Annotated in this window: 20 protein-coding genes; 4 read left to right on the top strand and 16 right to left on the bottom strand. The window is 46.5% G+C overall.

Features of this window, described 5'->3' with window-relative positions:
* Positions 1 to 147: 147 nt before the first annotated feature.
* The 5 genes from PSE7367_RS20490 to PSE7367_RS11830 form a co-directional block, all read right to left on the bottom strand.
* A complete protein-coding gene (locus PSE7367_RS20490) occupies positions 148 to 2,769 on the bottom strand; it encodes a methyl-accepting chemotaxis protein (protein ID WP_083883832.1) in 2,622 nt (873 codons plus the stop codon).
* Positions 2,770 to 2,852: 83 nt separating this feature from the next.
* On the bottom strand, positions 2,853 to 5,219 hold the full coding sequence (locus PSE7367_RS20485; protein ID WP_015165583.1) for a methyl-accepting chemotaxis protein: 2,367 nt from the start codon (positions 5,217 to 5,219) through the stop codon (positions 2,853 to 2,855).
* Between the two features lie 878 nt (positions 5,220 to 6,097).
* Positions 6,098 to 6,628: a chemotaxis protein CheW gene (locus tag PSE7367_RS11840; protein ID WP_015165582.1), complete on the bottom strand. Its 531-nt coding sequence runs from the start codon at positions 6,626 to 6,628 to the stop codon at positions 6,098 to 6,100.
* A complete protein-coding gene (locus PSE7367_RS11835) occupies positions 6,625 to 6,990 on the bottom strand; it encodes a response regulator (protein WP_015165581.1) in 366 nt (121 codons plus the stop codon). The genes PSE7367_RS11840 and PSE7367_RS11835 overlap by 4 nt, the downstream gene beginning before the upstream one ends.
* Positions 6,991 to 7,137: 147 nt before the next feature.
* Positions 7,138 to 8,397: a response regulator gene (locus tag PSE7367_RS11830; RefSeq protein WP_015165580.1), complete on the bottom strand. Its 1,260-nt coding sequence runs from the start codon at positions 8,395 to 8,397 to the stop codon at positions 7,138 to 7,140.
* A 500-nt stretch (positions 8,398 to 8,897) separates the two neighbouring features.
* Here PSE7367_RS11830 and PSE7367_RS22030 point away from each other — a divergent pair, with 500 nt between their 5' ends.
* Positions 8,898 to 9,035 carry a hypothetical protein gene (locus PSE7367_RS22030; protein ID WP_015165579.1) on the top strand — a complete coding sequence of 46 codons (138 nt, stop codon included), beginning with the start codon at positions 8,898 to 8,900 and terminating at the stop codon, positions 9,033 to 9,035.
* Here PSE7367_RS22030 and PSE7367_RS11825 read toward each other — a convergent pair.
* From PSE7367_RS11825 to PSE7367_RS23150, 5 genes are all read right to left on the bottom strand, one after another.
* The gene (locus PSE7367_RS11825; RefSeq protein ID WP_015165578.1) at positions 9,016 to 9,981 is read right to left on the bottom strand and encodes a WD40 repeat domain-containing protein; all 966 of its coding nucleotides are present in this window, start codon (positions 9,979 to 9,981) and stop codon (positions 9,016 to 9,018) included. The genes PSE7367_RS22030 and PSE7367_RS11825 overlap by 20 nt on opposite strands.
* 90 nt (positions 9,982 to 10,071) lie before the next feature.
* Positions 10,072 to 11,934 (bottom strand): RecQ family ATP-dependent DNA helicase, encoded by a 1,863-nt coding sequence (locus PSE7367_RS11820; protein WP_015165577.1) that lies wholly within the window; start codon positions 11,932 to 11,934, stop codon positions 10,072 to 10,074.
* 75 nt (positions 11,935 to 12,009) lie between these two features.
* Positions 12,010 to 12,282: a YlxR family protein gene (locus PSE7367_RS11815; protein WP_015165576.1), complete on the bottom strand. Its 273-nt coding sequence runs from the start codon at positions 12,280 to 12,282 to the stop codon at positions 12,010 to 12,012.
* A 67-nt stretch (positions 12,283 to 12,349) separates the two neighbouring features.
* Positions 12,350 to 13,063: an ROK family protein gene (locus PSE7367_RS11810; protein ID WP_015165575.1), complete on the bottom strand. Its 714-nt coding sequence runs from the start codon at positions 13,061 to 13,063 to the stop codon at positions 12,350 to 12,352.
* Between the two features lie 366 nt (positions 13,064 to 13,429).
* Positions 13,430 to 13,744, bottom strand: a complete 315-nt coding sequence (locus PSE7367_RS23150) for a DUF7219 family protein (RefSeq protein WP_413773413.1) — start codon at positions 13,742 to 13,744, stop codon at positions 13,430 to 13,432.
* 920 nt (positions 13,745 to 14,664) lie between these two features.
* Between PSE7367_RS23150 and serS the strand changes: the two genes are divergently transcribed.
* Both serS and PSE7367_RS11795 read left to right on the top strand, forming a co-directional pair.
* Complete coding sequence (serS, locus tag PSE7367_RS11800; protein WP_015165573.1) at positions 14,665 to 15,948, top strand: serine--tRNA ligase; 1,284 nt, start codon at positions 14,665 to 14,667, stop codon at positions 15,946 to 15,948.
* The gene (locus PSE7367_RS11795) at positions 15,948 to 16,625 is read left to right on the top strand and encodes an L-threonylcarbamoyladenylate synthase (RefSeq protein WP_015165572.1); all 678 of its coding nucleotides are present in this window, start codon (positions 15,948 to 15,950) and stop codon (positions 16,623 to 16,625) included. Before serS ends, PSE7367_RS11795 begins: the two co-directional genes overlap by 1 nt.
* A 34-nt stretch (positions 16,626 to 16,659) precedes the next feature.
* Here PSE7367_RS11795 and PSE7367_RS22025 read toward each other — a convergent pair whose 3' ends face one another.
* A complete protein-coding gene (locus tag PSE7367_RS22025; RefSeq protein ID WP_015165571.1) occupies positions 16,660 to 16,854 on the bottom strand; it encodes a hypothetical protein in 195 nt (64 codons plus the stop codon).
* 924 nt (positions 16,855 to 17,778) lie between these two features.
* On the opposite strand from PSE7367_RS22025, the gene PSE7367_RS22020 reads away from it, so the two are divergent.
* Positions 17,779 to 17,937, top strand: coding sequence for a hypothetical protein (locus PSE7367_RS22020; protein WP_015165570.1), 159 nt, complete (start codon positions 17,779 to 17,781; stop codon positions 17,935 to 17,937).
* Between the two features lie 389 nt (positions 17,938 to 18,326).
* Here PSE7367_RS22020 and PSE7367_RS11790 read toward each other — a convergent pair whose 3' ends face one another.
* The 5 genes from PSE7367_RS11790 to PSE7367_RS11770 all read right to left on the bottom strand — a co-directional run bounded on the left by PSE7367_RS11790 (position 18,327) and on the right by PSE7367_RS11770 (position 26,044).
* Positions 18,327 to 18,869: a nitrate reductase associated protein gene (locus PSE7367_RS11790; RefSeq protein ID WP_015165569.1), complete on the bottom strand. Its 543-nt coding sequence runs from the start codon at positions 18,867 to 18,869 to the stop codon at positions 18,327 to 18,329.
* Between the two features lie 128 nt (positions 18,870 to 18,997).
* The gene (locus tag PSE7367_RS11785; RefSeq protein ID WP_015165568.1) at positions 18,998 to 21,175 is read right to left on the bottom strand and encodes a molybdopterin oxidoreductase family protein; all 2,178 of its coding nucleotides are present in this window, start codon (positions 21,173 to 21,175) and stop codon (positions 18,998 to 19,000) included.
* 160 nt (positions 21,176 to 21,335) lie between these two features.
* Positions 21,336 to 22,175 carry an ABC transporter ATP-binding protein gene (locus tag PSE7367_RS11780; RefSeq protein WP_015165567.1) on the bottom strand — a complete coding sequence of 280 codons (840 nt, stop codon included), beginning with the start codon at positions 22,173 to 22,175 and terminating at the stop codon, positions 21,336 to 21,338.
* Positions 22,176 to 22,335: 160 nt separating this feature from the next.
* Entirely contained in the window at positions 22,336 to 24,381 is a 2,046-nt protein-coding gene (locus PSE7367_RS11775) for an ABC transporter ATP-binding/substrate-binding protein (protein ID WP_015165566.1), read from the bottom strand.
* A gap of 277 nt (positions 24,382 to 24,658) precedes the next feature.
* Positions 24,659 to 26,044, bottom strand: coding sequence for a CmpA/NrtA family ABC transporter substrate-binding protein (locus PSE7367_RS11770; RefSeq protein ID WP_015165565.1), 1,386 nt, complete (start codon positions 26,042 to 26,044; stop codon positions 24,659 to 24,661).
* Between the last annotated feature and the right edge of the window lie 97 nt (positions 26,045 to 26,141).

Raw genomic sequence — 26,141 nt, 5'->3', positions numbered from 1 at the left:
GAGTAAATTTGGTAATCATTAGGCAGGGAAACAAAAAGAGAAATAGTAGAGTGCGTGGTAATTATCAATGGGGCAAAACTCATCTGCTTAACTTCAGGTATAACTTCTTACATTGGCTTAAGCTAAACAATAAAAAGCTGTTGCCCCTTAGCTATTGGGCGAACTACCACTAAAGGCAGGTAAACGATCGGGGCTCTCAGGATCAGTCAGCTCAGGGTCATTTCCATTGGCAGCGATCGCCGTACTTTGAACATCGATTGATTCTGGCTTAGTTGTTTCAGTGGGTAGCTTGTCACTGGGCAAACGGAAGAACTGCACATTTTCTAATAACATCCGTGCCATTTCTCCCATCTGGGCTGATTGTTCACGGGTAAAGCGGGCTTGTTGCGCCGATCGCTCTGCCACATCAGCAATATTCTGGATCGAAGTAAAACTATTCCTGACCGAATTAGCGATCGCCTGGGAAGAATCGGTCACCGATTGTCCGATCTCGGCCACCTGTTTGGTCACTTGCTCAATGTTATCGAAGGTAAGTCGGGACTTTTCCACACTGGCAGTAAAGTCATCCACCAGTTCGTTCACATCGCTAACATCCTGGTTAATCCCCGATACCACAATTTCAATGAAGCCGGTGCGTTGTTGCAGCAGTGCTAGTCCCTGGCCAGTTTGGGTCGCCAGATTGTTCACCTGCGCCGCGATCGCTTCAAACTCCCGCGCCACACTGGCAAATTGATCCGGTTCTTTTTGTTCCACTGCCCTTGCTGCCACCATCGAAGCATTCATTGCCAATACCTGGGTCAGCGAGGCTAAACGTTTTTGATCCTGCACAAATTGTTTAGCCAGATCCACAAACTCACCCAAACTATTAATCCGTTGCACCATCTGGCCAGAACCTTCCTGGAGGCTAGCGATCGCTGCAGTTAAATTAATAATTTGTGATTCACCCTGGGTGACGGCGGACTGGGCCGATTGTACGGCGCTACTGGCGGTAATCGCCTGGTTGGCAGCACTTTGAGCCAGATTGTTCACTTCCGCCATCCCGTTTCTGGCTTGTTCGGCGGATTGCGCCTGCTCTTGGGCGTTGGTTGCCACCGCGATCGCCAATTCTTCCAGGTTTTCAGCGTTGGCGGTTACCTGCTGCGCCGTATTCAACACCGTGGCAATCACCGTAGCGAGCTGTTCTGTAAGTCGATTGAGCGTATCGGCCACCAGACCCGTTTCCAGGTTACTTACCTCAGCTTGAACCGTAAAATCACCATCCTCTAATTCTGATACCACATCGAGCAGGTGAGCAACTTCTTCTTGAAGTGCTTGACTCATGGTTTCTGCTTGTTGGGTCGCCGTGCGTTGGTCTGCTTCCCGGCGGCGGATATTATCGGCCATCTGGTTAAACACAGTTGATAATGTACCCACTTCGTCGTTACCAAACTTGCGAGCGCGGGCGTTCATATTCCCGGTGGTAAATTGTCGGGCGGTGTCTTCCAGATCGCCGATCGGTTCTGCTACCAGCTTGGCCACATTCCGACCAAGGATTACACTAATGCCAATAACCAAAACCGTTAGTAAGACCAGAGATAAGCCAGTCTCGCTGAGTGCAGAGTTTAAATTCTCATGGCCAGTGCCACGCATTAAAACACCAACTGGCTGACCTTTTGCATTGAGAATTGGTGCTGCTGCAACTGTGTAGCCTCGGCGATCCAGTTTAATTGCTCTAACTATAGGGTCATCGGCTGCGATCGGTGAAAAACTAGCCGCACCGCGACGGTTCCATTCTTGCAGGTCATCGGCTTCAGGCGGCTTGAGCGAGTCTCCAGAAATGCTAGCGATGGCATCCTCATCTGACCACTGATTCAGTTCACTAATGCTATCTCCCACAATCTTACTACCCACGGCCAGGAGACTATCGTTAATGCTAATTGCGGCAAAGCCCGTACCGATCGATTGATTAATATTATCAACCAGTGAAGTCTTTAGATTAACTACATCCCCAGTAATCACAGCACCTTCGGCGTTATCACCAAAGGCAATCAACGGCTCGATCCGGTAATGAACCAGAAAAAAAGGATTAGTAGTAGGGGTACCAATTTCCGCCGCTAGCGCTGGGTTTTTACGCTCCAGTTCGGCATAGCTAATAATTTCATTGGACACCACTGTTCGTGCTGATTCCAGAGCTTCGGTAACCAGTCCATTGGGGTCAAACGCAACACGACTGGCATTAGTGCTAGATTCTTCGATCACCCTGGCTTGATCATCAACCAGCGTCATAAAAGATACATCTCTTCCTGATGTCTCAGTTTGCAGGGTGGATTTGATCACCGCAGAAGTACGCCGATTGCGGGCGCTTTCGAGCAAGACTCTGAATTCGACGGGGCCGCGATTGCCATAGCGGGATTGATTCAGCTCTTCGTTATATTCCACTGACATCAACGCTAGCTCTGACTTAGCCTGAGTTTCAATTTGCTGGCGCAGATAGTGGTTAAAAATCCCCCAGGAAACAAGGTAGCCAAACGCTGTTAGCAGGAAAATTGGAATCAACCCTTGTGATAGTTTTGCCCTAATTTGGGCATTGCCCAACCACTTAAATAGCCAAGAGGCTTGCAATTCCTCAAGATTAGATTTGCTTTTTTGAGCATCTTTGGCAACCGACCTTACAGATTTCGTCCTTGAAGGCGATCGAGAATCTTTGGGCAAATCTTGCTTCCTACCACTTCGACCCCACATAAACATGGACTGGAGCCCAGAAGTCTGCCGTGTTTTTTTGTTTGCCATTCCTGTTTACCCCGGTTGATTTTTTCCTGCTGCCTGCTACATCACTACTCAAATAGCCGAATTGAACAAAATTAATTAGGCAATTAATTACGCATGGCCTCTTGCTCTGCATCTGCATCTACATTTGAATCTGGGTTTGGATTTGAGCCAAAGTCCAGATCGATCTCCTTGTCCACCAATTCCTCAATTCCCGCTTCACCAGTCATATTGATATTGTCGCCAAAGTCAATGTCCGCATCTAGGTCAAATTCTTCGGCATCTAGATCGACATGATCGCTAAAATCAGCCTTAGCACTGGTCACACTTTCCTGCAATAGTTCATCAATATCAAGGTCGGCTGGATCTACCGCAGGCTCTGAATCAGGGGGAGTTAATTCGGCATGATCCACCTTGCCTGTTTCATTGGCATCTAACTCTAGAATTGGCTCAGAAGCTATTTCTTGGTCGAGATCTAGCTCAAGGCCAAAGTCATGATCAGTTTGATTTTGAGAGGAGTCAGCTAATTGATTCAGCCTCTCTGGATGCGCCGCTGAAGATTCATCTGCATATTCCGACTGATCTGGAACAGAAGGCTCAACAATCGCATCAGCCTCCGGTGCTCCCTCTGTCTGGCTCGGTTCAAGATCGGCGATCGCTGCATCGGCTTCAAAATCTGCTCCATCTTCAAGGTTCTCACGATCCTGCTCCCGATCCAGTGACGCATCATCGGCATCGAGATCTATTGTCGTTGTTTCTAATGTTTCTAATGTTTCTTCTGGGGCTGGCTCAACTGACTCTCCAGGGAACCGATCGTTTGACTCCAATGCAGGTAGCTGGGGCTCAGCCAGTTCCGATTCCGGTAATTGGAAAAATTGAATCCGTTCCAGCAAGCGTTGCGCCAGATCTCCCATTTGCTCCGATTGCCTCCTGGCTTGGCCGGTCAGTGCCGCCGTCTGTTCCGCCAATTGGGAAATATCACCAATATATTGGGCGGTTGATTCCGAGGCGTTAGCAATTTCAAAACTAGAATTGGCCACAGTTTGCCCCACTTTGACCACCTCTTCGGTCACGTTGCGCACACTGTAGAATGCATCCTGGGATTTTTCTACGCCGGAGGTAAAACCTGCCACCAATCCACCCAGATTCTGCACCTCGGAGTCGATCGCCCCTACCACCGATTGAATCTGGGCAGTACGTTGTTGCAGCACGGCCAGACCTTCGTTGGTTTGGGTCGCCAGATCGTTTACTTGTCCGGCGATCGCTTCAAACTCACGGGCTACGCCAATGAACTGCTTAGGATCGCGTTGCTCAGCAGCACGGGCAGCCACCAGGGTAGCGTTGATCGCCAGCACCTGCGTCAGTGAGGCAATTTGACCTTGATCCTGCACAAACTGTTCGGCTAGACCCACAAATTCACCCAGGGTCTTCATCCGCTGTACAATCTTGCCGCTACCATCTTGCAGCACCGTAATCCCGTCACTCAAGTCATTGATCGCCGCTTGCCCGGAAGTAACCGTGGCCTGCACGTTCAGCAATGCCTGGTTGGCAGTTTGAATTTGGGCGGCGGTATTTTGCGCTAAGGCCGCCACTTGTTCCACCAGAGCTAACCCTTCCGCCACCGATGCTGCTTGTTCTTCGGTGTTGTCGGCGGAGGTACGCGCCAATGCTTCCAAGTCCTGCGCCCCCGTAGCCACCTGTTGCGCCGATCGCAACACATTGGCAATAATTTCAATTAACTGCTCGATCAAGCGGTTGAGTGTATCTGCCACCAATCCAGTTGCCCGATCGCTCACTTCGGCCTCCACGGTCAGATCGCCTTCTTCCAGTGCCGATACCACATCCAGCAGCCCACCCACCTCGGTTTCGATCAACTCGGATTCCATCTCTAGCTCCACCGATCGCTTCACTTGCTCTCGACTTTGCACAGTCAAGGCCACCTCTTCCCGAATGCGCTGTTCACTGGCCTGCATCTGCTCAATCAACTGTTTGAATGATTGCGAGAGGCGTTCAATCTCATCACTGCTCTGGTCTAGATCGGCAATCTGACCACTCCGATCTGAAACCAGGCGATTACACTGATCTAAAATTGGCTGCAAGCGAGCGTTAAGACTGCGCGTATACCATGTAACTACAACGAATAGCGCCAGGACAGTCAAACCACCTGCAATGGCAATTGCTTGACCGATCTGGCGTTGCATGGAATCTTCCACGGTGGCCAGATCAACTGCAACTGGATTAACTTCTGCATTAAGCTGCTGCTGGATTTCGGTTCTGGTTGTTCGCACCAGTCTGCTATAGAAGAAAGCCCCTAAGCCGCCAAAACCCATCAGAGCCAAGATTGCTACGAACAAAAACAGTCTAAAGCCGATCGAGGAACCAGAGAAAAGACCTGGTTTGGGCTGACGCTGGGACAATTTAACCATTTCGGCGGTGGGCTTTACAGTTCCTTTCTTCTTTTTGCTGGTAGCCATAGTAGTTAACCAAGTTGACAACTAATTCTTGTATCTGCGCGGTTGAAAATATTGGTGATCATTTATTGATGTAATTTTTTCAACTGCAGTCTTAAGTAGCCCATAGATGCAACATTTACAGCTTTAATTAGCTTTATTGGCCAGTTTTAATGGTTGCATTGCCAATTAATTCGTTGTTTGTTAATGAATGATTAAACCACACGCCCAACCTAGGCTCAACCTAGGCTCAACTTAGATCCAGCTTGGCTATAGCTTAGAGATAATCGATCGTAGGTTAAGCAATAGTTTTAGGTAGTAGTCAATCGGTCTAAATCCAACTGATTATTACTGATGATTGAGACCATTCAGCGATCGGTGATATTGCTATTATTCAAAGATACTAGATTATTAATGATAGCTATTAGTCTTTAGGCTACATAATCAACAAATAATTGCAATATTTGACTTTTTGCTTAATTAATAATGCAGCATAAGTAATTAGTAATAACTAGGCTCAATGCCATAAGTGCCCGCTGAATCGTGAATCTAGATCATAAACTCAAATTCCCACCCCTTAGCCTTGGCATCTTTTAAGGTCACCTGGTGTGCAACTATTTCCAGGCCATTGATTTTAGGTCGTTTGAGCGATCCAAAATATCAAGATCCAGGTTAACTAGCACGAGGATATAAGGGTTTCAGAGTTTTAGTTGCACATCGCGTTAAGGTTAGTTCAATGAAGAACGATCGCTGGGAATGACAAATTAGAAGTTACCGATCGCTGTCAAATATAGCTTTGCCAAGATTTGCCAAGGATAGTGATATCCAGCCCATACTTCAACTAGGCTTAAATATAGGTTTAAATTAGCGATCGCCAACCAACATAATTGCTGATTGCCCCCTTACCACCGTTGTGGTTGCCACACTTGCGCCGGAATTTGGCTTAATAGGTCTTCCAGGTTTATATAAGTGGTGTTTGGTTCTTCTTTTAATCTTTGCGCATACTGCTTGGCATCGATCGTGCCAATAATCCGATCGACCACCAAACCCGCCCCCGCTGCGATCGGCGTAAACTCGGATAAATGCACCACCGTTAGTCGCTCTGGAATCAGTGCCTCTAGATCCTTGAACACCCGCCTGAGCGAAATCAACGGCACAATCCCACCCTGATAATGGATTACGCCTAGCATCGCATTGCCATAAAAAGGGAGAGACAACAGATAATTCCGCTCCGCCATAATAATTTCAGCCACATACACATCTGCACAGACCAAAACATCCTCACCGATCGCGGCGAGAATATAACGACTGCGCTGATTATCGATCGCTGCTAAATCACCAGAATCAATGTCATCGTTGCGATTAGTGGGATCAAAGCGATCACTGCGATCGGTTAAATCACTCGCGGCTGAGCCAGAGCTACTACTAGTCATGTCACCTTAGCTAATACAGTCACAAGCGCATCTTTATTAACTGGTTTGGGCAGATAATCATTTGCCTTTGCCCGCTTCAGACCATAGTCAATTTCCAGTTTAGTTTTCTTGGTTGAGCACAGCACCACATATTGATCGGCAGTTTGTGGATTAGAGCGTACCTGACGCAGGAATCGATAACCATCTTGGTCAGGAAGCACTATATCCAGAAAAACCGCATCATATTTACCCTGGGCAATTTTTTCTAATGCCCCTGCGGCGGTTTCAATTACATCTACTTGGTGTCCCAATTCCACCAGTAAGCTTTTTAGTAAATGTCGCTCTGCAGCGCTATCGTCAATGATTAAATAGTGATCAGCCATTACCCACAAACCTAAATGTCCTTTTAAAAATTAGAGTAGGTGCGCACGATCGGCAACTAAAGTTAGAGTTAGATTCTTTGCTGGTATAACTAGCATCGTCCAGCTCCTTATGCTTGTGCCGATCGCCCACATCCGCATACCCCCTCCTTATACTAGTTGATCGGTAGGCAATGGAGCTAGTTCTCGCAAAACAGTTCGCAGTTGCTCTCGGAATGTAACCGTGTCATCGATCGTTTTGGGTTTAGCAATAAAGCGACAATTTGCCCACCTGGCTCTAAAGCTATTGGACATGCTGTTTTCTGCGGTTACCAACACCAACGGTATTTCGGCTAGATTGGGTTGGCGGCGGATTTGTTTAATCAATTCAAACCCACTTAGACCGGGCATGTTGATATCCAGGAAAATCACCGCGGGCATGTAATTGGCGATCAGTTGGGTGGCAGTAGTAGCATCATCGGATAAGCTGACCTGATAACCCCACTCCACCAACAGATCATGAAATTGTCTGAGTAGCACCGGTGAATCATCAACCACAAATATCTTCGGGCCAGTGATATTCATGGGTGGTTGGATTGGTTGATCGCCTGCCCCTAGAGCTTCTTGCGAGTGGCGTTGCTCCAGGGGTAAAATCGCCACAATTTTTTTCTGAGCCAGCTTATCCAATAGCAGGGCGGTGCGATAAATCGGCTGTTTAAAGCTATCGGCGATCGCTGAAAGTCTGTGTTGTCCAGTGGTAACTCTGGCAAATAGCGGGAAATTATCATTGCCAACTCGCGCCAGCATATTCGCCGCATCCAGCAGTTGTACCCGTTGATAAGGATGTTGCACATATTGAAACTGTTGCCATTGTCGTGCTTCTTTACTGGCATTGCCCTCAAGCAGAGATAGTTGCCAGACTGGTAAATTATCAGGGATATCCGACACTGGTCGCCAGACAAAGGAAAACTTATCTTCCAGGTGGAGCGCCAACAGATTCTCTAGCAGAATTTCTTTTAAAGCTGATTTGGTTTGCTCAGGATAGCGTTTAAATACCTGGCTCACAAACGGGTAGCAGTAGGGGCGATTTGGCTCCTTTTGCTCCCAGTTGGGGATGCGGGCAAATCTAATGCCGCGATTACCTAGCTTACTGGTCAGGGTCGCAATCACATGTCCTTCTTCTTCCATCAAGACCAAGCCACCTCTTTGTAGTAGTAGCTTCCAGCGATGGTAGGCGGTCTCTACGTGCAGGATGCCACTCGATCGCACCATCACCCGCAATGCCGCTAGCAGAATCAACAAAGATGCATCTCTAACAACTTGTCCATCCCTAACGCCACCTGTAGGATTAGAGCCTGAGCCTAGAGGAGTTGATGTCATTGTCATCTCTTCGGGATATTGAGATACTTCTTCTAAGGGATTAGGCATCATAAAAACACACTGCGCCAGTTTAGATGTTATCAATACTTAGTGCAAGGCTTCGGTTTTCCCTGATACACACCTGAATACACATAAACATTAGCGCTATTGATTAATCCAATTCAACCAAGCTAATCCGCTAGGATCGATCGCCTATGGCCTAATTTAATTTATAAGTAAATTTATTAAGCTTAGCTAATCAATGCTTGCGCCAATTTTTATTTTTTTGATTGCAAGTTTCGCCGCCTAAATCAAGCTACATAGTCTAATCATCCGTCATTTTTTAGCACCGATCATCAGCAATATTGCTTTGGCAGTAATTCAAATAAGCATAATTATTTGCCAGTATCTAGAATTACAGTATTAGTATCTAGAATTAATAGATTTGCAAATTAATAATTACTACTAAATTAATTACTAGTTAATTACTAGCCCATCATCAATAATACTCACCAGCCCACCCTAAGATTGATGTCGTTCTAACCTTCTAATATGAATGTTACTGCATTGGTATGCCCAAGCAAAGATATTTTGTGAGCGCTGATGTGAGTGCCGATCGCCCATATCAATTTTTACAGCGTGATCGCCTCGATTTTCACTTAGCAGCTATTCCCGCCAAACAAAAATCCATTATGCCTGCCAGATATTGATTGTTTTGTCCGAGCTACCACTGGCGATCGTCCGATCATCACCACTAATTGCTAAGCTGATCACCGAGCTAGAATGCCCCTTCAGCAGGTTAAGTTCTGCCCCACTAGACAGATCCCATACCTTGATGGTCTGGTCAGAACTACTGCTAATAATTTGTTTGCCATCACTGGTGACTGCGATCGCCAAAACCGAATCATCATGCCCCGTTAGCGTCTGCACTAAAGGCGAAGTGCCGATCGCCCCAGATGCTTCTAATTCTAAATGCCAAAGCTTGATTGAGTTGTCATAGCTGCCGCTGACTAATTGGGGCAATCGATCGCCACCATTACTAATAGCTGGCACAAACGCCAGAGCTAAAACCGAGTTATGGTGACCTGTTAGCGTAGCCAACTCTTTGCCGGTTTTAAGTTGCCAGAGCTTGATTGTGCAATCGGAACTACCACTAGCTAAGATCTGGCCATCCGGATCGATCGCCACGCAGGGCACCGTATCACCATGTCCAGAAATGGTGCGGATTTCATAGCCCGTAACCAGATTCCAAAGTCTAACCGTACAATCGGAACCACTGCTGGCTAAAACCTGACTATCTGGGCTAAATGCCAGTGATAGCACTGAGTCCATATGTTCCTCTAGGGTGAACACCTCCGCTCCGCTGGCCACATCCCACACCTTAATTGTTTGGTCAGCACTGCCACTGGCCACATATTTACCATCGGGGCTGGCGGCCACTGTAACCACTGCGTCCTTATGCCCTAACAAGGTGCGAATATTCTCACCACTGGGAACATGCCAGAGTTTGACAGTATGGTCATAGCCACCACTAACCAGGGTTTGGGTATCGGGCAAAAAGTCAACTGCCAGCACTGAGTCAGTGTGACCATGCAGAGTTTTTACCAGATGATAGGGGTGATAGGTGGTAGAGCTTGAGGTTTGGGGTTCTGTCATAGCGATCGCAAGTAAATCTAGATCAATGTAGGTTTGTTTGCTTACTTTGTCACCATAACTCAGAGCTATTACTTATGACTGTTTCTGAAACTAAAATTTAGAAGCTCTTGCGGTCAGATTGGCATCCTGGCGACAACGATCGCAATGTCCACATTTAAAGTGAGTCAGATCGCCATTTTCTAACTGAGGTAGTGATGATTTAGGCATCAAAACTGAGTTGAGATTACTAATTGCAATTAGCTCACCAACTTGACTATGGGAAGTAGGGGCAAGGTCATCTTCACCTGGGCTAAATGCTTCTAGAATAAATCGCCATCGACAGCCGCGATCGTTTATATAAGTCTGCATTTGGGCGATCGCCCTGCCATAACTATCTAGCTGGGCAGATTGATCCCGATCGGGATTTTGAACTTTGTTGATTGCTCTCCTGGCAATGATTACAACCATGCTTTGCAAGCGATTGACCAAGGGCAAAACCATACGCTGCGATCGCCAAGGATCTTTATGAGATCTGGTGAGATCGTGATTAAGCTCTACATCGCGGTTAATGATCGTTGAAGAGTTATGAACCGTTTCAACCAGTTCATAATGATGTGGATCGTGCCAAACCAGCTTGTCCATACTATGTAGAATAGCTAACCCCAGCGCCAAGCGATCGCCCTGCTTGCGATTGTCTTTAGCCATCTTGCGAGACACCTGCTCATAATTACCACCAGGGGGGATTTGCTGAACTAAGGCCAGGGCTTGAGTTTGTTGATTTTGCTGCTGTTGATTGAAAAAGTTATGGAGTTGCCGATCGCTAGGGTCTAAAATTCCCGTCGGCTCACTGATCAGCAAAAGAGCCGCAGCCGGATCGCCATCCCGACCAGCACGACCAATTTCCTGTACATACTCAGATAGAGTTAAGGGTGGTTGAAAATGCAATACCCAGCGCATCTGTTGGTTATTAATTCCCAGACCAAAAGCGGAGGTACAAACCACGATCGGGCAAGCTCCAGCTAGCCAGTTTTGTTCGATTTGATTACGCTCAATTGGTGGCAAGCCAGCATGATAGGCAGCGATCGACGCAGTTTGATTCAGCTTAGTCAGATCGGTGCATAAATTGTCTAATAACCATTCAGTCAGTAACTCCGCACCACGGCGGGTACGCACATACACCAGACCAGCAGAGAGATTCCCGTTTTGATCGCGCTGCTGGTTGATGAACCTTAAGGCCATCTGCTTGCGGCAAAGGGGAGTCCAGGCGATCGCCACGTTCAAGCTTAAATTCGATCGATAAGGGTTGATATTTATTACATGGGGATTGTTTAGCTCTAAACATTTAACGATCTCGGCCTGGGTGAAGCGATCGGCGGTGGCCGTGAAAGCAGCGATCGTAATTTTCCTATTCTCTTTGCTCTGTTCAGGTTGATATTTTGCTAAAGCCGCACGCACTACGCCAAGACGGCGATAGGTAGGCCGAAACGAGCTACCCCACTGCACCAGACAATGGGCTTCGTCGATAATCAGATTGGCAATGTGAATATCTGGCTTACATAACCGTTGCCATATTTTGGCTGAGAGCAGGGTTTCGGGTGAGACGTAGAGTAGTTTTAGGTTTGGTAAGTTGCGTAGGACTTGATATCGCTGATTTTTACTAAGGCTGCTGTTGATCGTGGCGGCTGCGATCCCCCTGGTTTGCAGATCTTTAACTTGCTCGGTCATCAAGGCGATCAATGGCGAGATCACGATCGTGAGACCGTCTTGAATTAGCGCAGGCAGTTGAAAACACAATGATTTACCGCTGCCAGTGGGCATAACTGCGATCGTGTCGCGGCCTTGCAACATGCTCTCGATTACCTGGGACTGGGCAGGATAGAGGCGATCGTAATCCCAGATTTGTTTGAGCTTTTGATTAATTGACTGCCAGGAATGATCGGTCACACTTGCTCTTTCGTCTCGCCATATCTGCACTTAAACTCCCGTTGCTGCACCGCATGATCAACGATCGGCATGGGGTCGCCCCGCCCCTTTCTTAATTATTCTATATTATTTTGCTTGTTCTGCCACTAATCGTGCTTGCAATCGTTCATAAATAGTTGGCTCAACAGGGGCACGCAACACCCGCGCCAAGCGATTCTTCTTCTGAGCTTGTTTCAAACAATCGGCATTCCGGCAAATGTAGGCCGATCGCCCCATCCCCTGATCAAGCTGCACAGATATTTGACCGGACGAATCGCGCGATCGCACCACCCGCCAAAAGTGGTCACGATGATCCAGCCGCCGACAACTGATGCAACGCCGATAATCCTTAGGGGCCATTAATAACTACGGGATTTGATACTTATTTTCTTTAAATACAAATTTTCTTTAAATACAAATACAATGTTTAAACATCTCGCCAGAGCGCAATCCCACCCAGGATACCAGTGATGTTGGGGATGATTTTTACATTACTGGGCAGCTCAAATTTAATATGCTTGCTATTACCACCGCCAATGTAAAGATAATCATAATTAAACAGAGCTTCCAGGGAATCGATCGCCTTGGCTAAACGCTTATTCCAGTCTTTCTTGCCAATCTTTTCTAACGCCTGATCGCCCAATGCATCTTCATAGCTTTTTTCCTTGTTTTTGCCATGCATAAAGTAATGATTGCAAAGCTCCAAATTCGGCACCAGCCTGCCATCAATGAACAGAGCAGAGCCAAACCCAGTCCCCAGCGTAATCACTAACTCCGTACCAGTGCCAGCGATCGCCCCCAAGCCTTGAATATCCGCATCATTGGCTACCCGCACTGGGCGTTTAAATTCAGTTTGCAACACCTTGGCCAGGTCAAAATCATGCCAGGTATCACCCAGATTATTTGCCTTCTGGGTCACGCCATTGCGCACCACGCTGGGAAAACCAACCGAAACACGATCGAACTCGCCCTGCATTTCCGCCAGCTTAATGATCGTAGCCACCACCGCATCGGTTGTAGATGGTTGCGGCGTTTCCAGGCGCACTCTTTCGGTTTTGGGCGTACCATCCGGCAACAAGACCATTGCTTTAATGCCACTGCCGCCCACATCAATCGCCAGGGTCAATTTTTCTTCTGTCATAAATTGCGATGATTACTGTTTTTTTGCGATCGTGATTAATTATTGAATCAAATTTAGTTAGGCAACCTAAATCAAAATACCTGTTATTAATCTCAAGCAAGCCTGATGATTAGTGCGATCGAGATGATCGAGGCGATCAAGTAGATCTGAAATTAAGGCCAGCTATTTAAAACTAATTAATTATCACCCATATTCGTTTTTTATGGCTTTTTGATGCAACATAGCTTCGCCCACTAATCAAGTTCACCAGATCTCTGCAACCGTAACCTATCGTTATTGGCGATCGCCTGAGCAGCCAGCTACTTTAGTTAGCGATCGTTTTTGATCAAACTGACTTAACCAACAAAAAAACAAAATCGCGCCTAGCTATTCTGGTTCCGATCGATCTTCTTTATTTTCATTATTTTCATTTTCTGTCGGTGGCTTACCAATCCCCAACCGCTTGCGGGACTTCTTGAGTTGCTTCCACAACGCCTTAATCTCGTCATAGGCCTGCTTAGACGAAATTTTACCGCCTGTTTCCAGGGCACAGATATAACCAACTTTTTGGGAGAACTCTTGCAAGTTGGCATCAAAAATCAAATTCTCGACGGTGAACTTGCCTCGATAGGCGCTGCGGGGAAACAAAAACTTGTCTTTTTTGATGATGTTTTCCAAGGATTTATGCGTAGCAAGCTCAATTAATTCAAACTCATCGGGACTAAGTGAAATCAAGACGGGTTCGGTGGTTTCATCGATCGTATTTTCTAATAATCGCACGATCCACAAACCAGTATCTTCTTCCCTGGCGAAAAGATAACCCTGCGCCCCTGCCACGTAGTCGGGACTGATTATTTTTACCAGATCGCCTTCTTTATACATTTATTCTCTGGCCAGCTTTTTGATGCTTATGGCGGTTTGCTGTTTTCAAAACTTAGCTGTCTTAAAAACTTAGCTACGGTAAGTCCCAAGTTGCTGATTCCAATTCACCAATATCCAAGAAGCTTATTTTTCAGCTAAGTCAACTATCAATTATGTACAGATATGTACAGAACTAGACGATCATATTAGCCGCTATTGCATAATTATGCTGCTTCAAGTTTATGCTCAAAGGATATAAATTTGCATCATAGACTTTAGATCAAATCACAACTGTTATTTATGCTTTTCGGTCTAAATCGTCTTCCAGCGCCTGGGTTTGAGCAAGTTCTATTCTGAATCAAACTAACTGCCTCAAGGCATCTAGCACTTCGTCAAGCCAGTTATGCTCGATTTATGATCGATCGCTTTATTTTAAACTAGTTATGTGGCAGCCGATCTGTTTGGGATATGGTCTCCCAGTTGAAGCTTGGTTAAGGAATGGTTATGTAAGATCGAATTTTATCTTTAAGCGGGTCGATCGGCAACATCCCAAAATCGTGGTTAATATAGCTAAAGGATAGATTTGATCAGCTATTCACACCAAAGGTAAATATGCCCAAGCTAGCGCATTGCAATAATTCTTCTTGCTTCTGACTAAGTTGGCAAGTAGCCGATCGCAAAAGATTAGTCATTTTACCTAGCCAAGCTAGTAACATATAGAACTAGTGTTCATACTGCTAGAGCAAAATTAATTAAAAGTCGTGTTAGATATCAAGCTGCTGCGATCGCAACCAGAGCAAATCCAGGAATTACTAAATCGCCGGGGCGGTAACTATGACCTGAATCAAATTCTGGAATTAGACAGCCAGATTAGAGAACTGGGCACCAAACGCTCCAACTTACAGGCCGAAGGTAATGAGATCGGCAAACAGGTGGGGCAGCTAATCCAATCGCTCAAGCAAGCTGGTGGCGATCTGGCCGAAGTAGATGCGCTCAAGGAAAAGGGTAATCAAGTAAAAGCAGCGATCGCAGCACTGGAGCCGACCGAAAAGGCACTGCGTCAGCAAATGGAAGAGATGCTGTTGGTGTTGCCCAATTTGCCGTCTGAGACCACGCCGATCGGCAAGAGTGAAGCTGATAACGTCGAAGTGCGGCGCTGGGGGGATGAGTTTAAACCAAACCATGAAGTGCTACCCCACGAACAAATCGGCACTAAGTTGGGCATTTTAAACATTGAACGGGGTGTAAAGGTTGCCCAGGCCAGATTCATTAGCCTCTGGGGTGCCGGAGCAGCATTGGAGCGAGCCTTGATTCAATTCATGCTCAATACCCACACCGCCAAAAGCTATGTGGAAGTGATGCCACCATTTCTGGTTAATTCTGATTCCATGACTGGCACTGGCCAATTGCCCAAATTTGCGGAAGATGCATTTAAGTGTGCCGAAGATGATCTATGGTTGATCCCGACGGCCGAAGTGCCGGTTACCAATCTCTATCGGGATGAAATTCTGGAAGCAGAAACCCTGCCGATTCATCACTGTGCCTATACGCCCTGTTTCCGGCGCGAAGCGGGTAGCTATGGCCGAGACACCAGTGGCATCATGCGATTGCATCAGTTTAATAAAGTAGAGCTGGTTAAATTTGTCCACCCCGATCGATCGGCCGATGAGCATGAAGCATTGGTGAATGATGCAGAAGCAATTCTACAGTTGCTAAAACTACCTTATCGGGTGGTAGAGCTATGTAGTGGTGATCTGGGCTTTTCGGCACAAAAGTGCTATGACCTGGAAGTGTGGGTGCCGGCGGCCAATAAGTACCGCGAGATTTCCAGTTGCTCTAATTTTGGCGATTTCCAAGCGCGGCGGGCTAATCTACGCTTCAAAACCAAGGGCAAGAAAGGCACTGAATATTTACACACCCTGAATGGTTCTGGATTGGCGGTGGGTAGAACCATGCTGGCGATCTTAGAAAACTATCAACAGGCCGATGGACGGGTGTTGGTGCCGGAAGTTTTGCAACCAATCATGGGCAGAGAGTATCTTTAATGGCGCAGATTTATAAGTTACATCCCGAAAACCCCCAAACGCGCACGATCGATGCGATTGTCGCAGAGCTGCGGCGCGGCGCAGTGATGCTCTATCCCACCGATACAGTTTATGCGATCGGCTGTGATATGCAATCTAAACGAGCGGTGGAGCGGGTACGCCAAATCAAGCAGTTTTCTAATAATAAACCGCTTACTTTTCTATGCGAATCGTTATCTAATATTGCCCACTATGGCCATGTGAGCGACTCGGCCTATCGGATTATGAAAAGCTTGATCCCTGGCCCCTATACCTTCGTGCTGCCGACTACAAAGCTAGTGCCCAAAATAGTCATGGACCCCAAGCGCAAAACTACTGGTATTCGTGTTCCCAATCATCAAGTTTGTCTGGCTCTGCTGCGTCAACTCGGTAATCCAATTATTTCCACCTCTGCTAATTTGGATGCGGATACGGATGACATGGGCGATGCGATCAAAATGGATAAGCTCAAGCAAAAGCACAAAATCTGTGCCTTGCCTCAGGTGGAGCTATTTGACAATTTTGATAAGCTCGTGGATTTGATTATTGATGATGGTAGTGAACCTGGCGATCGAGTGTCTACAGTGCTGGATCTAACCAGTGATGAGCCGGTGATCATCCGCGAAGGTATGGGCGAGATAGCTTTTCTGACTGCCTGATGCTATCCCATTAGTTCACAAGTTCACAATAGAGCTAACTCTCTTCTTCGGCATATTGGCCAAAATACCTACCAACGCTGTAATAGCGAGTATCACAGGTTAGGCAACGGTATGGGAAAATCCTGACTACTGCAAAAAGAGTATCGCCAACTCCCTGACGGCGGGTGCGACGAATATACTCACTATCGCATTCGGGACATGAGGCTTTATTGGTTGTGAATTGAATCATGGTTCATGACATCTAGTTATGGGGCGCAGTTTCGGCAACATTGATGTTTCTGTGGCGATCGCTACCTTGGGCTATGGCGGTACAGAAGCGATCTAAGCAATTTAATTGAAGTGATTTGAAGTGGCGCTCAATTAGTTTTGCTAATACCTTAGCCTAAACTTTAGATTTACGCTAATAATCAACGATCGCTGATGTATTGGGTGCTTGGCTTGTGCTTGGCCAATATCAAATCTTGAAGCAAATTGCTTAATAACAACTAGTTAGTAACCTGGCTAAGATCAAATGTCTCTTGGCCTGATTTAATCTGCAAATCAGCATTAAATCTATTCCCAAGTTGCTTTTTCATTTTTTGATCTCTAGAAACAAATTTAGGCACACGGCTAGGAACGATAAAACAAAGTTTCTTTGACCTTTTAATATTCCTAGAAATTAAATTAATGGTGGAATCTATTTGTTCTAACGGCCTTATAAATATCACTACCTTTTAGCTCGACATACCCCTAATATGACAAACTAACAAACTAGGGGTAAGGATGTTAATTTCATCAATACCTCACAAAACAAACCGATGAATGATAGCAATTTGCATTATTGATAGTTCGTCAAGCCATCCTAAACAATCAGCAACACCGAAAACCCTATTGCTTGATCACACCCGTTTCGTTTTGAGCAGCTTAGCGTTGCTGAAATGGGGTAACTTTTGCGATCGAGATGTGTACTATTGCAACCAGAGCACTGATGCGATCGTTTTTTAGTAACTTAAGTTCCCATTTCTGACAATATCACCCTACTGGTTCAGCCAAGTGCGTGATTCTTTAGGCATGAACCTGGGCGATAGTAGGTATAGGGATAAATCAAGATAAAAGATAAATAGCTATTGACTGGGGCTACTTATTCGATGTACTAGCTTTGGAGATTGGACTAATGAGCAACCAAAATGAAACTCAATTACGCAAATATATAAATAAAACTTTAAACCTGAGCTTCTCTACGGAGCTAAGCGTAGAAGATAAATTGCAAATTATGGATTCAGCTTGGCAAGCCCAAAAACGGATATGGCAGGCTAATGAAATTCTGAATTAATCTAAATGCATCAATAATTACTTAATCAATTCAAATTTAATCGATTAAACAAAATAGGTGGGATTGCCATCCAGCTCAACTATTTACTTCCTAATAATTGCACCAATCATAATTACCCTAGTTGGTAAATTATTCCAGCTAATAATTAATAAAACTCTTGCAAAAGTTCAAGTAGGCGATCGGATAATCAGGATCTCAGTCGTTATTTGGGCGCTCTGCAAAGAAGTCTAATATATCTATATCCAGGAAATTAGAAACTGTGGAATCGACGAGATTGTAAGCGCTGCACCATCCACATGTAAAACTGGTAGAGGTTAGACAGATGACAGTTTGTATCACTTTTTTGGCAGTACTTGCCCTGACTAATATTTTATTTTCACAAATCTCATTTACTCAGCAAGGACTAGACCAAATTCAGTTGCAGCAGGTAGAAAATTACGATTTTCATGGCCAGAGCGCGAAAGCTTAATCAAAGCAAAGCGTTGCAATGGTGAGAGTTGTTTCCATTGATTTAAATTAATTTCAAGATCCAAAGTTTGAGCCTTATGAATCACCACTTCCGGTACTCGATTGGTGTTTAACCAGTCGGGCATGGGATCGATCGGCAGGTCTTTGGGGCGATCGCAACCACTGGCGATCACTAATGCACAGAGCTTTTCTCGATAGGCATAGATCTGTTGACTGGATTCGCAGGGTAGATTGGTTAGTTGCTGGCGATCGGTATGGCTCAATGAATGCCAATGTTGCAACTTGAGTTTGATACCACAAGTATCCAGCTTATAGCGAACCTGCATCGGAATGCAGCGCAATGACTTAATGAAATCTGCCTCGAAGTCAAAGGTGGTGGGATTTTGGTTATGAATATTATGACCAGGGCAGATAGTCTGTGCTTCTGGGTTAAGGGATTCCTCGATCGGTGGATGTGACATCATTGATTTTCCTAAAAATGATTTGGTTGCGAACTAGGCATATTGCTTCTCTAGTCAATGAAACCAGTTTCGATCGCTAAAGCCGATCGCAGAAATGGGGAAGTGATTAATTGGATTAATTGTTGGTTGAGCTACTGGGTCAGGGTGCCCGACATTTCTGTTTTGCGATCGGTTTGGGCTGAGACTTCCAAGTTTGAGAGAACCCGCAATCGCACCGCACAGGCTTTTAGTTCTGGTTGCAAAGAAATTGGATCTAAATCAGGGTGAGTCAACGAGTTAGCTTCGGCATCTTCTGCCCACAGTGCCCCCCAATGCATGGGTACGAACACCACCCCAGGGGCGATCGCCTTGGTGATCTTAACTGGGAACCTGGCCATCCCTCGCCGTGATTTCACTTCGAGCCAGCTTTCTGCCGTTGCCGCGATCTCCTCGGCATCACGGGGATGAATCTCGATAAATGGCTGGGGATGCATTTGCTGAATCTTCTTGATCCGGCCAGTGCGAGTCTGGGTATGCCAATGACCATAAAGCCGACCCACCGTTAATACAAAAGGATATGCATCATCAGTTGCCTCAGATAGACCGTTATTATGATTAATTCCAAATTTGGCGCGACCGTCGGCAGTATTGAACCGATAGTCTTGATAGAGTCGTTTAGGTTGGTTTGATCGCTGACTACTAGCCGGATGGGGCCATTGGGTCGGGCCTGCTTCGGTCAAAAGAGCATGGCTGATCCCCGATTGGTCGCAGGGGCGATCGCGGGTGATTTTCACAAATTCGGCATATACTTGCGCGGAGTTGGCGAACCGGAATTTATCCCCAAAGCCCAAGCGTCTGCCCACCTCGGCAAAGATCGCCCAATCATCACGGGATTCACCAATCGGTTGATGGAAAGCAGGACAAAGACTCACAAAGCGTTCGGAATTGGTCATCGTGCCAGTTTTTTCGCTCCATTGCGTTGCTGGCAATAACACATGGGCATAGGCTGAGGTTTCGATGGGGTAATAGGCATCTTGATAGATCGTGAAGGGCGATCGCCGGAGTGCGGCCTTAGTGCGTTCTAAATCAGGGAAGCTGACCGCTGGATTGGTGGCGGCGATCCAAAGCAAACCAATTTCATTATTTTCTAAGCCCCGTACAATGTCCCAGGCGCTGCGACCAGGGCGATCGCTAATTTGCCCCACCGGTAACCGCCAGAACCATTCCAGATCGGCACGGTGTTGAGGATTGGTCACACTCCGGTATCCCGGCAATAGATGGGCAAGGCCGCCTGCCTCTCTGCCACCCATTGCGTTTGGTTGCCCTGTCAAGGAAAATGGTCCTGCGCCAGGTTTGCCAATTTGGGCGGTGAGTAAGTGCAAATTAATGATCGCCTGAACCTTGGCCGTGCCCTGGGTCGATTGATTAATTCCCATCGACCACATTGACAATACACTGGCCGATTCACTCCAATAGCGAGCGGTGGTTTCTAAATCTTCAACCGTAATACCGCATATTTGCGCGACCCGCTCCGGCGGATAGTCTTTGACTAAGGTGGCAAATTCTTCAAAGCCATTTGTGTGTTGAGCAATAAAAGCTTGATCCTGTTTGCCCCATTGCAACAGTAAATGGGCGATCCCATTGAGCAAGGCAATATCACTACCAGGTTGAATTGCCAGATGTAAATCAGCAGCCTCAGCAGTTGGCGTACGGCGGGGATCGACCACAATCATTTTTACCTGCGAATTGCTTTTGTGGTGTTTGCGCAGGCGATTAAATACGATCGGATGGCATTCAGCCGTATTCGTGCCGATTAAAAATGCACATTCGGTTTGCTCTAAGTCGTCGTAACAACAGGGTGGGCCATCGGCGCCAAAACTCTGTACATAGCCAGACACCGCCGAAGACATGCATAGCCGTGAGTTGGCATCAAAGTTATTGGTGCCTAAGCAACCCTTAAATAGTTTTTGCGCGGTGTAATAGTCCTCGGTTTGGAACTGGCCAGAACCATACATACATAGGCCATCACTGCCCAGATTGCGGCGCACCTGCTGGATTTTGGCGACGATCAAATCCAGGGCAGCATCCCAACTGGTCGGTTGAAATGGTTGATCCAAACGATCGCGCACCATTGGTTGCATTAGGCGATCGACATCAACTGACTCAATAATTGTGGCTCCTTTAACACAGACCATCCCCTGACTGGAAGGGTGACTGCGATCGCCACGGACTTTCCAGCCGCTTAAATCATTATTGCTATTGTTCTGACCAACTACCTCCAAACCACAGCCTACGCCGCAGTAAGGACAGAGCGTCTTTACGGTGTCCATTCAAAGTTAATGTTTATATGTAGAGTTATATATTTTAGATTATTAGATTATTAGATTCACGGCCAATAATGCGCCGATTGTTAATTAGTAATTAGCTATTTAGGAACCTCTTAGATCGGCCTAGATGCATCTAGGCATTACGCCACTTTGGGTGACTAGATCACTTAGTAATCTGGTGAGCATGGCGATGATAGAGGAAGTCCAGGGCTTCATTACGCAGATTAAAGTAATCTGGGTTTTCCATCATCCTTGCCCGATCGCGGGGGCGTGGGAAATTCACCTCCAGTATTTCGCCAATTTTGGCAGCGGGGCCATTGGTCATCATCACTACCCGATCGGCCAGGAACAAGGCTTCATCAATGTCGTGGGTGATCATCAACACTGTTACCCTATGGTCGCGCCAGATATCGAGCAACTCATCCTGTAATTCTTCCCTGGTAATTGGATCGAGTGCCCCAAATGGCTCATCTAAGATTAAAAGCTGGGGCTTGATTGCCAGGGCTCTAGCGATCGCTACTCGCTGCTTCATCCCACCGGAAAGTTGCTCTGGCAGTTTATCGGCAGCTTCCATTAAATCCACCAATGCTAGATTCTCATGGACGATCGCTACTTTCTCTGGCTTAGAAAGATCAGAGAAAACTGAATCCACCGCCAGATAAATATTCTCAAACGCAGTCTTCCAAGGTAATAGCGAATAGTTCTGGAACACCATCATCCGATCGGGGCCTGGTTCGCTTATTTTTTTTTGGCCAACCATAACCGTACCGGTAGTTGGCTCTAGGAACCCCGCTACCATATTCAAAAGAGTTGATTTACCGCAGCCAGAATGACCAATCAGGCAAATAAATTCTTTCTCCTGCACGGTCAATTCCACATCTTCCAGAACGGTGTAAGAACCTTCTGGGGTCGGATAGACTTTGGAAACTCCAGTAATCTCTACGAAAGGTTGGCGATCGCTCATCACATCTGGCTGGGCAATTGGTTCGTTTATGGTTTGCATGGCTATTGGCTAGTATTCAGCTATTACTTAAGTCGGGGAGGATCAACAAATTTTGTACTGGTAATGGGAAAATTTAGATCTATGATTGGTCATTACTAGTGGGACTTGAGTTGTATTTATATTTGCATAGCTTAACGTGAATTATCCGGTACAAATGTGTCTAATTTGTACCCATTAATTTGTAACTAGGGTTATCGCCAAGGTCAATCGCGCCCATCTCATCAACTAGGATCTCCATCACCTTAATGTCACCCTTGATTGCCAGACTATCCAGATATTGGATTGGATTGCTAGCATCAAAAGTAATCCCGTCAAAAAACTGGATTTGCTTGCGTTCTGGTCGGCTTTCGCTATATTCGAGTTGCTTTGCTGCTGCTGAGAACACATCGGTTTGACAGATTAGCTCGATTACCTCGACCCAGTTTTTGGGGAAAGGTACAATACCCCATCGCGCCATCTCGGTCATTACCCACAACATTTCGGAGCGATCGGGATAGTTGGTGCCATCCACATAAAACTGGTTGTAGCGATTGAGATTAACTGGTTCTTGAGCTTGGCTATAGCGATAGGGATCAATAAACCCAACTCTGGTATAGGCTGGATCAGAACCAACATAATCAGAGCGACAAATCAACTCTAAGATCTCTTCTCGATTGCGGCGATCGTCACAGTAGGCACAGGCTTCTAATAGGGCTTTCACTAAGGCTATATGGGTTTTGGGATATTTATAAGCCCAATCTTCGCGCACCCCTAGTACCTTTTCCACATGCCCTGGCCAGAGATCAATATCCGTTGCCAGCACTGTGCCCAAACCTTCATGGACTGCGCGTGAATTCCACGGCCCACCAACACAATAGCCATCAATGTTGCCAGAGCGCAAATTAGATACCATCTGGGGCGGCGGTGTAACGGTCAGGTTCACATCCCGATCGGGGTCAATTCCACCAGTGGCTAGCCAATAGCGCAACATTAAATTATGCATCGAAGAAGGATAGACCATCCCCAAGGTATGGAGGCGATCGGGATCGGCACTGATATAGGCTTTAAATGACTCTAAATCCCGCACGCCCTGATCATATAGCTGCTTACTCCAGGTGATCGCATTGCCATTGCGCGATAGCACCATTGAAGTTCTAATCGGTACAGGTTTTCCGGTCATGCCCGCGCCCAGAGTCATAGCGATCGGCATTCCCGCCAGCATTTGCGCTGCATCAATTTGGCCAGACGCAATACTCTGGTCTAAAACTTTCCAGTTGGGCGTTCGCACCAGATGTACATCAGTGAGGCCATGTTTCTTGAAAAAGCCTTTTTCATGAGCCACCACAAAGGGGGCGCAATCGGTGAGGGGAATAAAGCCGATTTCTAAGTTGACTTTCTCTAGTCCATTCCCTGCCACTACATCAGATTTCAGTGCTTTGCGTTTTTTGGCGCGTTTTTGTTGATTTAGGAAATAAATGATTTCGCCGCGCAGACTGTAGTAGTTGGGATGATTTACTACTTCCATGCGTCGGCGTGGGCGCGGAATCGGTACTTCTAAAATTTGACCAATATGAGCTTCGGGGCCATTGGTTAGCATAATGATCCGATCGCTCAGCAAGAGAGCTTCGTCGGCATCATGGGTAACCATAATACAAGTGACCTGATTTTCCTGACAGATTTGCATCAACTCTTCTTGCAAACCACCACGGGTTAGGGCATCTAGGGCACCAAATGGTTCATCGAGTAATAATACCTTGGGGCGAATTGAAAAGGCACGGGCGATCGCTACCCGTTGCTTCATCCCACCGGAAAGCTGCTCTGGTAGTTTGTCGGCGGCAGGGGTCAGCCCTACCATATTAATATGCTCTGCCACTACCTCTTTCCGTTCTGCCTTAGACAGGTTGGTTAAAACCGTATCTACGGCCAGGGCAATATTCTCGCGCACCGTTTTCCAGGGCAAAAGCGAATAGTTTTGGAAGACCACCATTCGATCGGGACTGGGTTCTTTTACTTCAAACCCTTCGAGCACAACACCGCCTCTGGTGGGGCGATCAAGCCCAGCAATAATATTCAGCAAAGTCGATTTGCCACAACCAGAGTGACCGAGCAGGCTCACAAATTCACCCTGTTTGATTTTTAAATCGATATTTTTCAGCGCAATATATTGCCCGCCATCAACCAGTGGGAAGGTTTTGGAAACGTCATCGATCTCAACAAATGCAGCCATAGTTCCTAATCGGCGTTTTCAACCGGAATAAACGGTGGTGGGCAGGAAAGATATAGAAAAGATATAGAGTGGAAGCAATTAATTATTTTGTGAATTGCCGTCAATCAAACCATAAGTGGGGCAATCGATCGACGGCAATATTCTAACTAGTGCATCGGGCAAATTTAATAATCTAATAGCCTCATATCTTACTTTAAGCAAGCTTAAGATTACCGTTCAGCATGATCATTTTTATTTGCCCATAACTTATCAACAATCGCTGCTGCTATCTGAACTGCTATCTGACGGCATAAAAACGAGGGCGACTAGCTCTAATATCAAAGCCATTGAGGTAGCCCACTGGATCGCTAGGATCGAACTCACGGCCATCGATAAAGACCGAAGCTGGTTCAATCTTCATCCGATCGCTAGGAATATCCATACCCAATGCACCAGCTACTTCTTCGTAGATCGCATAGGGATAGATCCGATTGATGATTTCATCGGCATCGGCGGGATATTCCGTCATGTCGATCTGATTCCAGCGAATCATTTGGGTCAGCAGCCACACACCATGGGAAGTCCAGGGATAGTTGGCGTGGTCTGGTTTTTTGAGATATTCGGTGTCAATGTGATGGAACAAGTTGAAGTCAGGGATCGGCGTGGTGCGATCGACTTCATCAAAACCGCCATAGTTATAGGTTCCAGTCATGGATGCCTTGGCATAGTCCACCTTAGCATTTACATAGGGGCGACCGGAAATGATTTCCACTACTTCGAGGCGATTCTCCATCACATCACAATACTGGCAGGCTTCAATCACGGCGGCTACCATTGCTCTTGCTGTGTTGGGGTTTTCCTCAATCCAGCTTTCCATTGTACCCAGCACTTTTTCCGGGTGACCATTCCACACGTCTCGATCGACGGTAGCAGTAAAGCCAACGCCATCAAATACTGCCCGCTGGTTCCAGGGTTCGCCCACGCAATAGCCATCCATCGTGCCCGCCTTCATGTTCTCTACCATCTGGGGCGGTGGAATCACAATCAGCTTCACATCGTTTTCTGGATCAATGCCCATGGCCGAGAGCCAGTAGCGGGTATTGTAGTTGTGCATCGATGAGGGGAATACCATCGCAAAGGTGGGTGGCTCTGGGAAACCATTGATATATTCGCGGTAGGCCGTACCAAATTCATCAAAGCTGCCGTATTCGATCGAAGGGCGAATTCCTGCATCCCAGGCATTTTTGGAGAGGGTCATGCCGTTGCCGTTTAGATCTAGCATCATCAGCGATCGCATCGGTGCTTTATCTGGCCCTAGCTCTGTTAGCATCGGCATCCCACACAGGGCATGGGAGGCATCCAGACGACCCTGGATCAAACCATCCCTAACCGTGGCCCAGCTTGCTTCCTTGCTGATTTCCACATTCAGGCCATATTTCTCGAAGAAGCCTTTTTCCTTGGCGATCACCAGTGGAGCGCAGTCGGTGAGCGGAATAATGCCGATCGTTAGATCAGTTTTTTCCAAGGAGCCAAAGTCCACTGCATCAGAGGCAGCAGTTTCCGCAGGGCTGGTACCAGGATCGGTACTAGTGGGAGCTGTTTCATTACTCCCAGGACTACAGGCTGCAAAGGTAAAACCAGCGGCGGCTAGACTTGAATATTTAATGAAATTACGGCGATCCATATATTTTGTCTTGTTCTCCTTAAACCAGATATTTCTAGAATAGCTATCACACAAATTAACAAATTAGCAGTATGGCAGAGGCCTAAACCTGACTGAC

This window comes from Pseudanabaena sp. PCC 7367, assembly GCF_000317065.1.
In the GTDB taxonomy this organism is placed as follows: Bacteria; Cyanobacteriota; Cyanobacteriia; order Pseudanabaenales; family Pseudanabaenaceae; genus Thalassoporum; species Thalassoporum mexicanum.
Note: the sequence above shows the minus strand (reverse complement) of the source record. Positions and strands in the feature narration are given on the sequence as shown.

What these genes read in the sequence shown, in the direction of transcription:
- PSE7367_RS20490 (WP_083883832.1), bottom strand. Translation starts at nt 2,769, where the DNA reads ATGGCAAACAAAAAAACACGGCAGACTTCTGGGCTCCAGTCCATGTTT.
- PSE7367_RS20485 (WP_015165583.1), bottom strand. Translation starts at nt 5,219, where the DNA reads ATGGCTACCAGCAAAAAGAAGAAAGGAACTGTAAAGCCCACCGCCGAA.
- PSE7367_RS11840 (WP_015165582.1), bottom strand. Translation starts at nt 6,628, where the DNA reads ATGACTAGTAGTAGCTCTGGCTCAGCCGCGAGTGATTTAACCGATCGC.
- PSE7367_RS11835 (WP_015165581.1), bottom strand. Translation starts at nt 6,990, where the DNA reads ATGGCTGATCACTATTTAATCATTGACGATAGCGCTGCAGAGCGACAT.
- PSE7367_RS11830 (WP_015165580.1), bottom strand. Translation starts at nt 8,397, where the DNA reads ATGATGCCTAATCCCTTAGAAGAAGTATCTCAATATCCCGAAGAGATG.
- PSE7367_RS22030 (WP_015165579.1), top strand. Translation starts at nt 8,898, where the DNA reads ATGCCCAAGCAAAGATATTTTGTGAGCGCTGATGTGAGTGCCGATCGC.
- PSE7367_RS11825 (WP_015165578.1), bottom strand. Translation starts at nt 9,981, where the DNA reads ATGACAGAACCCCAAACCTCAAGCTCTACCACCTATCACCCCTATCAT.
- PSE7367_RS11815 (WP_015165576.1), bottom strand. Translation starts at nt 12,282, where the DNA reads ATGGCCCCTAAGGATTATCGGCGTTGCATCAGTTGTCGGCGGCTGGAT.
- PSE7367_RS11810 (WP_015165575.1), bottom strand. Translation starts at nt 13,063, where the DNA reads ATGACAGAAGAAAAATTGACCCTGGCGATTGATGTGGGCGGCAGTGGC.
- PSE7367_RS11795 (WP_015165572.1), top strand. Translation starts at nt 15,948, where the DNA reads ATGGCGCAGATTTATAAGTTACATCCCGAAAACCCCCAAACGCGCACG.
- PSE7367_RS22025 (WP_015165571.1), bottom strand. Translation starts at nt 16,854, where the DNA reads ATGATTCAATTCACAACCAATAAAGCCTCATGTCCCGAATGCGATAGT.
- PSE7367_RS22020 (WP_015165570.1), top strand. Translation starts at nt 17,779, where the DNA reads ATGAGCAACCAAAATGAAACTCAATTACGCAAATATATAAATAAAACT.
- PSE7367_RS11790 (WP_015165569.1), bottom strand. Translation starts at nt 18,869, where the DNA reads ATGATGTCACATCCACCGATCGAGGAATCCCTTAACCCAGAAGCACAG.
- PSE7367_RS11785 (WP_015165568.1), bottom strand. Translation starts at nt 21,175, where the DNA reads ATGGACACCGTAAAGACGCTCTGTCCTTACTGCGGCGTAGGCTGTGGT.
- PSE7367_RS11780 (WP_015165567.1), bottom strand. Translation starts at nt 22,175, where the DNA reads ATGCAAACCATAAACGAACCAATTGCCCAGCCAGATGTGATGAGCGAT.
- PSE7367_RS11775 (WP_015165566.1), bottom strand. Translation starts at nt 24,381, where the DNA reads ATGGCTGCATTTGTTGAGATCGATGACGTTTCCAAAACCTTCCCACTG.
- PSE7367_RS11770 (WP_015165565.1), bottom strand. Translation starts at nt 26,044, where the DNA reads ATGGATCGCCGTAATTTCATTAAATATTCAAGTCTAGCCGCCGCTGGT.